Here is a 12092-nt window from a genome sequence, read left to right on the forward strand (position 1 = left end):
CTTATGGAGCAAGGATCGTGAGCGCGCCGTCCATGTAGGGTCGCAGCGCCGGGGCGACGGTCACGCTGCCATCGGCGTTCTGGTAGTTCTCGAGCAGTGCCACCAGCGTGCGCCCCACCGCCAGGCCCGAACCGTTCAATGTATGCAGCAGTTCCGGCTTGCCGGTCGCCGGGTTGCGCCAGCGCGCCAGCATGCGCCGCGCCTGAAAATCGCCCATGTTGCTGCACGAGGAAATTTCGCGATACTTCTGCTGTCCGGGCAGCCATACCTCGAGGTCGTACGTCTTGCGGGCCGCAAACCCCATGTCCCCACCGCACAGCAGCACCTTGCGGTAGGCGAGCCCCAGACGCTGCAGGATCGATTCGGCATGCGCGGTGAGCTCTTCCAGCGCCGCATCCGACTGCTCCGGCCGCACCAGTTGCACCAGCTCGACTTTCTCGAACTGATGCTGGCGAATCATGCCGCGCTGATCACGGCCGTAACTGCCCGCTTCACTGCGGAAACAGGGACTGTGGCACACCATGCGCTGCGGCAACCGCGCCTCGTCCTCGACGATCGTGTCGCGCGCGAGATTGGTGACCGGCACCTCCGCGGTCGGAATGAGGTAATGACCGGGCTCGGCGCCGATGCGGAACAGATCCTCGGCAAATTTCGGCAACTGCCCGGTGCCATACAACGAATCGGCATTCACCATGAACGGTACGTAGACTTCCTCGTACCCGTGCTCACGCACATGCACATCGAGCATGAACTGGATCAATGCCCGATGCATGCGCGCCACTGCGCCGCGCATCACCACGAAGCGCGAGCCGCTCAGTTTTGCCGCAACATCGAAATCCATGGCCGCGCCGCGCGCGCCCAGATCCACGTGATCACGCGCCGGAAACGTGAATTGCGGGGGCACGCCCCACTTCAGCACCTCGGCGTTGTGCTCCTCGGCATCGCCATCCGGCACCTCGTCGGCAGGCACGTTCGGGATGGCCGCGAGAAAGGCATCGAGCTCGGCATGAACCGTCTCGCTCTCACGCCGCAAACCGTCCAGCGCGGCATTGACCGCCTCGAGCTCCCTGCCCGCACGCGCCTTCGCCTCCTCGACCGGTACGCCTTCGCGAACCATGTCGCCAATGCGCCGCGAGGCCTGCTTGCGCTCGCCCTGCAGACGCTGGGTTTCGATATCGCAATGCTTGCGTCGATCCTCGAGCGCATGGTAGCGCGCCACATCGAGCCGGAATTTCTTGCGCTGCAGCTGGCGCGCGATACCGTCCACGTCGCCGCGCAACCACTTCACATCGATCATCCGCTGTTCCTCAAACCGTCCATACCAGCCGCGTCAATAATATCGCAGCCCATGCAGCGCCAATACACAGCACCACACTCGCCACGATATAGGCCAGCGCCTGCGCGCCGAGCCCATGCTCGAGCAGGGTCACCGCTTCCAGCGAGAAGGTCGAAAAGGTGGTGAATGCACCCAGAAAGCCCACCATCACCACGCTGCGCCACTCCGGGTGCAGCACACCACGCTCGGCGATCAGCACATAGAGAATTCCGATCAGCAATGAACCGAGCAGGTTCACGCCGAGGGTCGCCAGCGGAAACCGCATCGGCACCAGCGCATGCACCGCATTCGACAACAGGTAGCGGGCCACGGCGCCGGACGCTCCCCCTGCCGCCACGAACACCAGCGTGCGTATCACCATGAAGCACAGCTCCTTGCCTCAGTCATCACGCCTGCTTCCCCGCGACGGATAGCGTTGCTGGCTGCTCTGGGCATCACGCGTGCGCAGGTGTTCGAGCTTGTCGCCGATCAACTTCTCGAGTCCGCGCTCGACCGGGTAGTAGTAGCGCCGACCGGAGAGCTCCGGCGGGAAATAGCTCTCGCCGGCCGCGTAGGCCTCCGGCTCGTCGTGCGCATAGCGATAGCCGGCACCGAAATCCATGTCCTTCATCAGGCGCGTTGGCGCGTTGCGCAGATGCATCGGCACTTCGTAGCTGGGGCTGCCCGCGACTTCCGCGCGGGCCGCGCCAAATGCCTTGTACACCGCATTGCTCTTTGCCGCGCAAGCCAGGTAAGCCACGGCCTGCGCGATCGCCAGCTCACCTTCCGGGCTGCCCAGACGCTGCTGCGTATCCCAGGCCGAAAGCGCAATATCCAGGCCGCGCGGATCCGCATTGCCGATATCCTCGGTCGCCATACGCACTACCCGCCGCGCAACATAAAGGGCATCGCAGCCTCCGTCGAGCATGCGCGCAAGCCAATACAGCGACGCATCGGGCGAGCCCCCGCGTACCGACTTGTGCAGCGCCGAAATCTGGTCGTAGAAGATATCACCGCCCTTGTCGAAACGTCGCGGATCACCCCCGAGCACCTCGACCAGCACGGCATCGTCCACGGTATCGGTAGCGGCCAGATCGGCGGCAATCTCGAGCAGATTGAGGGCGCGGCGCGCATCACCATCCGCCGCGCGTGCAATGCGTTCCAGCTGACGATCTTCGGCAATCAGGCCTCGGGCTGCCAGCTGCGAATCATCTGCCAGCGCACGCCGCAGCGCCGCCACGATTGCGTCTTCGGTCATCGGACGCAATCGGTATACCCGCGCCCGCGACAACAGGGCACCATTGAGCTCGAACGAGGGATTCTCGGTGGTGGCACCGATGAATATCACGGTGCCGTCCTCGACATAGGGCAAAAAAGCGTCCTGCTGGGACTTGTTGAAGCGATGCACCTCGTCGACAAACAGGATGCTGCGCCGTCCGTTCAGGGCGCGCTGCTCTCGGGCCTGTTCGATCGCGGCGCGAATTTCCTTCACGCCCGCGAGCACCGCGGAGATTGCCTGGAAGTGCGCGCCGGTCGTTTCCGCGATCATCCGCGCCAGCGAGGTCTTGCCCACACCCGGCGGTCCCCACAGGATCATCGAATGCACGGCCCCGGAGCGGATTGCCTTGCCGAGCGGCCGGTCATCGCCCAATAAATGTTCCTGGCCAAAAAACTGCTCCGGTACGCGCGGCCTCATGCGCGCCGCGAGCGGCACATACGGCGTCTGCGCCGCATCGTGCTCACTCATCGTGCAGTTCATCGACGCCGGGTGGCGTCACGAAAACAAACAGGGATTCGTCGGCTTTTTCGATGGAATGCACCTTCTCGAACGAGACGATGGTGCGTTGCCCCATGCCATCGGCAATCTCGAGGCGCTCCAGCACCCCAGCGCGAAACTGTATCGCCAGCGAGGCAAACGGACCGCCGGCATCGCGCGGCAGCAATTCGAAGCGCTCGACACCCGCGTCGTCCGTGCGCGAGGAAATCTCGTAGAGGCGATTCACCTGCTCGATCTCGCCACTGAGCAACAGCGAGGGTACCTGATCGGCGCGCCGATCGAGCGGACGGATCACGACCTGCTGCAGATCGTCATCGTACTGCCAGACGCTGGCGCCGTCGGACACCACCAGCTGTTCGAACGGCACCCGGGTTTCCCAGCGGAATCGCCCCGGATGCTGCAGCACTACCCTGCCGCTGCTCTCCTGCAACACCTCGTCGTGCTCATCGATCAGGGTCTGGTGAAAATCGGCCTCGATCTGGCGCATACCCTGGAGCAGCACCCCGAGACGGGTGGCAGCAGCAGGGTCAGCCGGTGCCTGCATGCAAAGGACAAGCAACGCTGCGAGAGCGGCAAGACGTGACAAGAGCGCACCTGCAAAGGGTCAGTGAGAGGGCGGCGGCGGCGCCAGCACTTCGCGGCTTCCATTGCTGTTCATCGAAGTAACGACACCCGCCGCTTCCATTGCCTCGATCATCCGGGCCGCGCGATTGTAGCCGATCCGCAGCTTGCGCTGCACTGCGGATATCGACGCCTTGCGACTCTCGGTGACAAAGCGGACCGCTTCGTCGTAAAGCCCATCTTCCTCGGGGTTGTCGCTGCTCTCGCCCGGCAACAAGGTCATACCCGCCGCCGAACTCTCCTCGAGAATACCCTCGATATAGTTCGGACCGCTGCCTTCACGCAGGTTCGCGACCACTCGATGCACTTCCGCATCGGAGACAAATGCGCCGTGCACCCGTATCGGAACGCCGCTTCCCGGCGGCAGGTACAGCATGTCGCCGTGACCCAGCAGTTGCTCGGCGCCGCCCTGGTCGAGGATGGTGCGTGAATCGATCTTGGAGGAAACCTGGAACGCGATCCGGGTCGGGATATTGGCCTTGATGAGACCGGTGATCACGTCGACCGAGGGGCGCTGGGTGGCGAGGATCAGGTGAATACCCGCGGCACGCGCTTTCTGCGCGATGCGCGCAATCAATTCCTCGACCTTCTTGCCGACGATCATCATCATGTCGGCAAATTCGTCGATCACCACCACGATGGCGGGCAGCGCTTCGAGCATCGGCGGCGAGGCCAGCTGCTCCTCCTCGCTGATGAACACCATCGGATCGGGCTGCCAGAACGGATCGGCAATCGGCTCGCCCGCGGCGGCGGCATCGATCACCTTGCGATTGAAGCCCGCCAGGTTGCGTACCCCCATGGCGGCCATCAGCTTGTAGCGACGCTCCATCTCGCCGACGCACCAGCGCAGGCCGTTGGCCGCATCCTTCATGTCGGTGATCACCGGTGTCAGCAGATGCGGAATGCCCTCGTACACCGACAACTCGAGCATCTTCGGATCGACCATGATCAGGCGAACCTCGGCCGGGGTCGATTTGTACAGCAGGCTGAGCAGCATTGCGTTGACGCCAACCGATTTGCCCGATCCCGTGGTGCCCGCCACCAGCAGGTGCGGCATGCGGGCCAGGTCGACCACCACGGGCTCGCCGGAAATGTCGTTGCCGAGGGCCAGCGTAAGCGGCGATTTCGACGCCTCGTAAGCGCGCGAGGACAGCACGTCCCCGAACATCACCATCTCGCGGTCCTCATTGGGTATTTCGATCCCGACCACGGATTTTCCCGGAATCACCTCGACCACCCGCACACTGATCACCGCCAGCGAGCGCGCCAGGTCCTTGACCAGGTTGCTGATGCGGTTGACCTTTACGCCTGCTGCCGGCTGGATCTCGAAACGGGTGATCACCGGGCCGGGATCCACCGCCACAACCTTGGCATCGACACCGAAATCGCGCAGCTTGATCTCGAGCAAACGAGACATGCTTTCCAGCGCCTCGGCGGAAAATCCCCGCTGCTCGCTTTTGTCCGCCATCTCCAGCAGACCGAGCGGTGGCAATTCGGTCGCGCCCGAGGGCGCAAACAATTTGCCCTGTTTCTCCCGCAGCAGACGCTCGCCACTTTCCCTGCGCTTTTCGGGCAGGCGGATTTCGGGCAGGCGTAAAACCGGCTCGCGGGCATCGACCATCGACATCGTGTCGTCGGCGTCCTCCATCTGCGGCTCGCGACGCTGCCGCCGCTTGCGCGGCGCGCTTTCTGCCCGTTCCTGCTCCTGCGCGCCGTCCTCGCCATCGTGCACGGGCCGCAGTCGCTGCCATAGCAGCGCCCCGACCGGGCGTATCCGCTCCCAGGCAAGCAGCGCCAGACGCCCCGTTTGCTCCGTCAGGCGCAACCACGACAGATCGGTGAATATGGTCATGCCAAACAACATCAGCGACATCAGCAGCAACTGGCTGCCCGCGAATCCGAATGCACGCGGGCACACCTGCGCCAGCGTCTCGCCGAGCATCCCGCCGATGCCAAAAGGCAGCAAGGTGGTGACGCTGCCCTTCAGGGCCAGCAGCCCGGTACCGGAGATCACGACCAGGACACAGCCGACACCGCGGATGGACACCAGCAGCCAATCGAGTTCCAGCGGTGTCTGGCGCACCCGGACCTGTGCCCAGGCACGGTATCCGAGCATCAGCGGCAGCAGGTAGGAAACGTAGCCGAACAGCGACAACAGCACGTCGGCGATCCACGCGCCGGCAGCTCCGCCGGAATTGCTGATCGCCGCGCCGTTGCCGGTGCTCGACCACCCGGGATCGCCAACGCTGTAGGTTCCCAGCGCAAGCAGCAGGTAGGCGCCGAATGCCAGCAGCCCGATGATCAGTCCCTCACGAATGCCATGCATGAAGTTCGGTGTCAGTGTGCGTTCGGCAATCGCCGATGCTCCTCGTGTTCTGGCCAATGTCTTTCCCGTGCTGTGAGTGCCCGCGGGACGGGCAAATTCCTGTGAAATCAAGGTTTTTGCAGGTACACTGCAGCCCTCCTCGCCGAGGAGGCGCGCACCTTGGAAGTATAGGCGCTAATCCGCGCATTGCCCGTGCATCGGGTGCAATTACATGGACTGCATGGACCTATGACTGAAACCACACATCATCGACTGATCATTCTGGGCTCGGGGCCCGCCGGCTATACCGCGGCGGTCTATGCCGCACGCGGCAACCTGCGGCCGGCGCTGATTACCGGCATCCAGCAGGGCGGTCAGTTGATGACCACCACCGAAGTCGAAAACTGGCCCGGGGGTCATGCACAACTGCAGGGTCCGGAACTCATGGAAGCCATGCAGGAGCACGTCAAGCGCTTCGAGGTGAACCTGATCCCGGACCATATCAACAGCACCGATCTCGCGACCCGCCCGCTGCGTCTGGAGGGCGATGGCGGCAGCTATACCTGCGATGCCCTGATCATTGCGACCGGCGCCTCGGCGCGCTACCTCGGCCTGCCCTCGGAAGAGAAGTTCCTGGGACGCGGCGTGAGCGCCTGCGCAACCTGCGACGGTTTCTTCTACCGCAACAAGGTGGTGGCCGTGATCGGTGGCGGAAATACCGCAGTCGAGGAAGCGCTCTACCTGTCCAACCTGGCCGCAAAGGTCTTTGTAGTGCATCGCCGCGACGCATTGCGCTCGGAAAAAATCCTGCAGCAGCGACTGCTGGCCCGCGAAAAAGAGGGCAAGGTCGAGATGCTGTGGAACCAGACGCTGGAGGAAATCCTCGGTGACCAGTCCGGCGTGACCGGCATGCGTGTGCGCTCGACCAGCGACGGAGCGACCCGCGACGTCGATCTGCACGGGGTGTTCATTGCCATCGGCCACACCCCGAACACCGCCATCTTTGCCGGGCAACTCGAGATGCACAATGGTTATATCCGCACCCGCAGCGGCCTCGAGGGAAATGCCACGGCAACCAGCGTCGAAGGCGTGTTCGCGGCGGGCGACGTGGCCGATCACGTGTACCGGCAAGCCGTGACATCGGCTGGCTTCGGCTGCATGGCGGCGCTCGACGCGGAAAAATATCTCGACGCCAGCTAGACACGCTGTCCGCCCGGCCATGGCGACCATTCCCTGGATTGCCGGCACGCAGGAGTTCCCGCCTGCGGCGCAGGCGCTCTCCCAGCCGAACGGGCTGCTGGCGGCCGGCGGCGACCTGGGCAGTGCACGCCTGCTGGCAGCCTACCGGCAAGGCGTATTTCCGTGGTACGAGGAGCCGGACCCGATCCTGTGGTGGTCGCCGGATCCCCGCGCGGTACTCGTACCCGCGCAACTGCATCTCTCCTCCAGCCTGCGCAAGGTGCTGCGCAGGCAACGCTTCACCGTTCGCGCCGACACGGCGTTCCGCCACGTGATCGAGGCTTGTGCCGCACCACGCTCCGCGGACGGTGGCACCTGGATCGGCCAGGCCATGCTCGAGGCTTATTGCGAGTTGCACCGGCTCGGCCATGCGCACTCGATCGAGGTCTGGCTCGGCGATCAACTCGTCGGCGGTCTCTACGGTCTTGCACTGGGGCGGGTGTTCTTCGGCGAGTCCATGTTCAGCCGTGTCGACAATGCCTCCAAGGTCGCCTTTGCCCACCTCGCGAGGCAACTGCAGCGCTGGGAATTTGCACTGATCGATTGCCAGCAGGACACTGTCCACATGCGCTCGTTCGGTGCTCGCACCATTGCCCGGAGCGAATTTCACGATATATTAGAGCGTAACGTTCATCTGCCGGGGCGAGAGTTTCCCTGGCAGCTCGATTGGAGCCAGAGCCAGCCGCCATGGGCAATCCGGTAACGCTGCTTGCAAACGTGCGCGTGTTCGCCACTTACCCGCATGATTGCAGCTATCTCGACGGCGAGCAGGCCACCACCCTGTTTGTCGATCCGAGCACCCCGATCGACGCGCGTATCTACAGCCAACTGTCGTACATCGGATTCCGGCGCAGCGGTCCCCATCTTTACCGCCCGCATTGCGCTGCCTGCAATGCCTGCGTGCCGGCACGCGTCCCGGTGGCCCATTTCCGCCAGAACCGCAGCCAGCGTCGGATCATGGCACGCAACGAGGATCTCGATGCCGCACTGGTAAGCGATATCCAGACCGAGGAGCATTTCGCGCTCTACAGCCGGTATATCGATGCCCGCCATCGCGACGGCGACATGTACCCGCCGGATCGCGAACAGTACGCCTCGTTCCTGACCCGCGAATGGGGCAGCACCAGTTATGTGGAGTTTCGGGCCGAAGAGCAGTTGCTCGCGGTTGCCGTACTCGACCGGCTCGAGAACGGACTGTCGGCGATCTATACCTACTTCGATCCGGCGCAGACGCAGCGCAGCCTCGGCAGCTTCGTGATCCTGTGGCAGATCGAGCGTGCACGGGATCTCGGCTTGCCGGCGGTATACCTCGGCTACTGGATCCGCGACTGTCGCAAGATGAACTACAAGACCCGATTCCGGCCCATCGAACTGCTCGCCAACGGTCATTGGGTGCGGGTCGACTGATCAGGGGCATTTGTGCCGCTTTGCTTCCGCCGGCGATTGAGGCAGAATGCCCCGCCTCAGTTTCTAAGAGTTGTGCCGGATGGCGAAAGAAGATGTTCTCGAGATGGACGGCGAGGTGGTCGACACCCTGCCGAATACGACGTTCAGGGTTCGGCTCGAGAACGGGCATATCGTGACCGCCCATATCAGCGGCAAGATGCGCAAGCACTACATCCGTATTCTCACCGGTGACAAGGTCAAGGTGGAACTCACTCCTTACGATCTCACCAAGGGCCGCATCACCTTCCGCGAGCGCTGACACCGCGCCTCAGTGCAGCGGCTCGACACTCAGCTTGAGCCCATCGCCGTCCACGCTCACCCGCACCACGCCGGAACGCTTTTCGAGCTCGCCGAACAAGAGGATCTCGGCCAGCGGCTTCTTGATATGCTCCTGGATCACGCGCGCCATCGGCCGTGCACCCATTTTCTCGTCGTAACCCTTCGCAACCAGCCAGTCGCGCGCCGCGTCATCGATCTCGATGCGCACCTTGCGCTCGCCCACCTGGGTTTCGAGTTCGGCAAGGAACTTGTCGACCACGGAGCGCACTACTTCCGGGCTGAGCGAGCCGAACTGGATGATGCCGTCGAGGCGATTGCGGAATTCCGGCGTGAACATTTTCTTTACTGCCTCGAGTCCGTCACTGCTCTGATCCTGCTCGGTAAAGCCGATCGAGCGACGGCTCATCTGTTCGGCGCCGGCATTCGTCGTCATGATCAGCACCGCGTTGCGAAAGTCCGCCTTGCGTCCGTTGTTGTCGGTGAGCGTTCCATGATCCATCACCTGCAGCAACAGGTTGAACACCTCCGGATGTGCCTTCTCGATCTCATCGAGCAGCAATACACAATGCGGATGCTTGGTCACGGCATCGGTCAGCAGGCCGCCCTGATCGAAACCCACATAGCCGGGAGGCGCCCCGATCAGGCGCGAGACAGTGTGGCGCTCCATGTATTCCGACATGTCGAAGCGGATCAACTCGAGACCGAGCGTTTTCGCCAGCTGGCGGCTGGCTTCGGTCTTGCCGACACCGGTAGGACCCGCGAACAGGAAGCTGGCTATCGGCTTCTCGCCCACCTTGAGCCCGGCACGCGAGAGCTTGATGGAAGTCGCCAGCGCATCCATGGCCGGAGCCTGACCAAACACCACCTGCTTTAGATCGCTGTCGAGCGTACGCAACGCTTCCTTGTCGGAAGCAGACACGCTGCGCGGCGGAATCCGCGCGATCTTGGCCACGATCTCCTCGATTTCCCGCACCCCGATCAGCTTCTTGCGCTTGGCCGCGGGTTGCAGACGCTGATAGGCGCCGGCCTCGTCGATCACATCGATCGCCTTGTCGGGCAGGAACCGGTCAGAGATATGCCGGCTGGCAAGTTCCGCGGCGGCTTCCAGCGCCTTGACGCTGTAGCGCAGATCGAAATGGTCCTCGAAGCGCGAGCGCAAGCCCTTCAGGATCTCGATCGTCTCGGCCACGCTCGGCTCATTCACATCGACTTTCTGGAAGCGCCGGCTCAGGGCCCGATCCTTGTCGAAAACACCCCGGAATTCCTGGAAGGTAGTCGACCCGATACAGCGGATATCGCCGGAACTGAGCAGCGGCTTGAGCAGGTTGGAGGCGTCCATGACACCACCGGAGGCGGCACCGGCACCGATGATGGTATGGATTTCGTCGATGAACAGGATCGCGTGGCGCCTTTTCTTCAACTCGGCCAGCAGTCCCTTGAAGCGCTTCTCGAAATCACCCCGGTACTTGGTTCCCGCCAGCAGGGAACCAAGATCCAGCGAATAGACCACGCTCGAGCTCAGCACGTCGGGCACCTCGCCATCGACGATGCGCTTGGCGAGCCCTTCGGCAATGGCTGTCTTTCCAACCCCCGACTCCCCCACCAGCAGCGGATTGTTCTTGCGCCGACGCGCGAGGATCTGGGCAACGCGCTCGAGTTCTGCTGCGCGACCGACCAGTGGATCGATACGCCCTGCGCGCGCCTCGTCATTGAGGTTGGTAGCGAAACTCTGCAGCGGGCTGGCTTCTCCGCCTTCCCCGGTCTGCTGGTCCTCCTCGCCGCCCTCGACACCACCGGGGCGCGGGTTATCCGCGACCTTGGAAATGCCGTGAGTGATGAAATTGACCACATCGATGCGCGCGATATTCTGCTTTTTCAGCAGGTAGACGGCCTGGCTTTCCTGTTCGCTGAACAGGGCCACCAGCACGTTGGCGCCGGTGACCTCGCTTTTTCCCGAGGACTGCACGTGAAACACCGCGCGTTGCAGCACCCGCTGAAAACCGAGCGTTGGCTCGGTCTCGCGTTCGCTGTCCGCCTCGGGTATCACCGGGGTCGTGGTCTCGACGAACTCGGCCAGCTCCCCGCGCAGCTGTCCGAGGTCCGAGCCGCAGGCACGCAGTACCCTCGCCGCGGTCTCGTTGTCCAGCAGGGCCAGCAACAAGTGCTCGACCGTCATGAACTCATGGCGCCTCGCCCGCGCCCCCTTGAAGGCGGAGTTGAGGTTCAACTCGAGATCCTTGCTCAGCATCGTGGCTCTCCCACAACAGCTACCACACCATCCAGAATAGTCTAGCTTTCACCGACGGCTTCAATTTCGCACAAAAGAGGATGCTGGTTGTCTCTTGCATGGCGATTCACCTGCATTGCCTTGCTCTCGGCGATATCGCGAGTGTACACCCCGCACACAGCCCTGCCCTGGGTATGCACCGTCAGCATGATGCGCGTCGCCTGCTCGCGGCTCTTCGAAAAAAACGTCTGTAGCACCTCCACCACGAACTCCATCGGGGTGTAGTCGTCATTGATCATCACTACCTGGTAGAGCGGCGGTTCCTTCAGTTCGGGCTTCGATTCCTGTACCAGGATATCGCCGTCACCCTTTGGAACCGCCTTGCTGCCACGCACCAAGGCGCCGCCTGCCATTTCGAGTATCGTTTTCATCACCCACTTGTCAGACACATACGCACCAAGAATGTTGCATGGATCAGGAACCGGCACAAGGGGTGGCACCAATCCGCGGCCCCTTGCCTTGCTGCCGGCTTGACTATTGCTCCACGGCTCGTTAAAAAAGCCCTGTTCCCCGGAAGCTGCTCGTCACGCCGGAGGAATTATAACGAAAACACAGCGCCTGCCCGCTCAGGGCAACGAGGACCAGAGTCATGAATACTGGTATCGTCAAGTGGTTCAACAATGCAAAGGGATATGGCTTCATTCTTCCGGATGAAGGCCAAACCGATGTATTCGCGCACTATTCCGCGATCAACATGGAAGGCTACAAGACGCTCAAAGCCGGGCAAAGTGTCCGTTTCGAGGTCGAAGCTGGCCCCAAGGGCATGCACGCGATCGCCATCGAAGCCCTGGAGATTTCCGCAATGCTGGGAAGTTGAATGGCT

The 12092-nt window shown here is 62.8% G+C and carries 12 protein-coding genes; 5 read left to right on the forward strand and 7 right to left on the reverse strand.

Translation table 11 applies throughout. The features are described 5' to 3' along the window. Position 1: 1 nt before the first annotated feature. From serS to IPF49_02615, 5 genes are read right to left on the reverse strand one after another with little or no spacing between them, the layout of a single operon-like run. A complete protein-coding gene (gene serS / locus IPF49_02595; GenBank protein MBK6286536.1) occupies positions 2 to 1297 on the reverse strand; it encodes a serine--tRNA ligase in 1296 nt (431 codons plus the stop codon). A 10-nt stretch (positions 1298 to 1307) separates the two neighbouring features. After that, positions 1308 to 1691, reverse strand: coding sequence for a fluoride efflux transporter CrcB (gene crcB / locus IPF49_02600; GenBank protein MBK6286537.1), 384 nt, complete (start codon positions 1689 to 1691; stop codon positions 1308 to 1310). A gap of 24 nt (positions 1692 to 1715) precedes the next feature. Continuing rightward, on the reverse strand, positions 1716 to 3062 hold the full coding sequence (locus tag IPF49_02605; GenBank protein MBK6286538.1) for a replication-associated recombination protein A: 1347 nt from the start codon (positions 3060 to 3062) through the stop codon (positions 1716 to 1718). After that, positions 3055 to 3636, reverse strand: coding sequence for an outer membrane lipoprotein chaperone LolA (lolA, locus tag IPF49_02610; GenBank protein MBK6286539.1), 582 nt, complete (start codon positions 3634 to 3636; stop codon positions 3055 to 3057). The genes IPF49_02605 and lolA overlap by 8 nt, the downstream gene beginning before the upstream one ends. Before the next feature lie 60 nt (positions 3637 to 3696). Then, on the reverse strand, positions 3697 to 6039 hold the full coding sequence (locus tag IPF49_02615; protein ID MBK6286540.1) for a DNA translocase FtsK 4TM domain-containing protein: 2343 nt from the start codon (positions 6037 to 6039) through the stop codon (positions 3697 to 3699). A gap of 228 nt (positions 6040 to 6267) precedes the next feature. Here IPF49_02615 and trxB point away from each other — a divergent pair, with 228 nt between their 5' ends. The 4 genes from trxB to infA all read left to right on the forward strand — a co-directional run bounded on the left by trxB (position 6268) and on the right by infA (position 8962). Next, positions 6268 to 7218, forward strand: a complete 951-nt coding sequence (gene trxB, locus IPF49_02620; protein MBK6286541.1) for a thioredoxin-disulfide reductase — start codon at positions 6268 to 6270, stop codon at positions 7216 to 7218. A 19-nt stretch (positions 7219 to 7237) separates the two neighbouring features. Beyond that, on the forward strand, positions 7238 to 7960 hold the full coding sequence (locus IPF49_02625; protein ID MBK6286542.1) for a leucyl/phenylalanyl-tRNA--protein transferase: 723 nt from the start codon (positions 7238 to 7240) through the stop codon (positions 7958 to 7960). Further along, entirely contained in the window at positions 7945 to 8664 is a 720-nt protein-coding gene (locus tag IPF49_02630) for an arginyltransferase (protein MBK6286543.1), read from the forward strand. Before IPF49_02625 ends, IPF49_02630 begins: the two co-directional genes overlap by 16 nt. 79 nt (positions 8665 to 8743) lie before the next feature. Then, positions 8744 to 8962: a translation initiation factor IF-1 gene (gene infA, locus IPF49_02635; GenBank protein MBK6286544.1), complete on the forward strand. Its 219-nt coding sequence runs from the start codon at positions 8744 to 8746 to the stop codon at positions 8960 to 8962. A gap of 9 nt (positions 8963 to 8971) precedes the next feature. Here infA and clpA read toward each other — a convergent pair whose 3' ends face one another. Then, complete coding sequence (clpA, locus tag IPF49_02640) at positions 8972 to 11230, reverse strand: ATP-dependent Clp protease ATP-binding subunit ClpA (protein MBK6286545.1); 2259 nt, start codon at positions 11228 to 11230, stop codon at positions 8972 to 8974. 41 nt (positions 11231 to 11271) lie between these two features. After that, positions 11272 to 11640 carry an ATP-dependent Clp protease adapter ClpS gene (gene clpS, locus IPF49_02645; GenBank protein ID MBK6286546.1) on the reverse strand — a complete coding sequence of 123 codons (369 nt, stop codon included), beginning with the start codon at positions 11638 to 11640 and terminating at the stop codon, positions 11272 to 11274. Positions 11641 to 11858: 218 nt separating this feature from the next. Here clpS and cspD point away from each other — a divergent pair, with 218 nt between their 5' ends. After that, positions 11859 to 12086 carry a cold shock domain-containing protein CspD gene (gene cspD, locus IPF49_02650; protein MBK6286547.1) on the forward strand — a complete coding sequence of 76 codons (228 nt, stop codon included), beginning with the start codon at positions 11859 to 11861 and terminating at the stop codon, positions 12084 to 12086. Positions 12087 to 12092 lie beyond the last annotated feature (6 nt).

The sequence above is a fragment of the Gammaproteobacteria bacterium genome (assembly GCA_016705365.1).
GTDB lineage: Bacteria > Pseudomonadota > Gammaproteobacteria > Pseudomonadales > UBA5518 > UBA5518.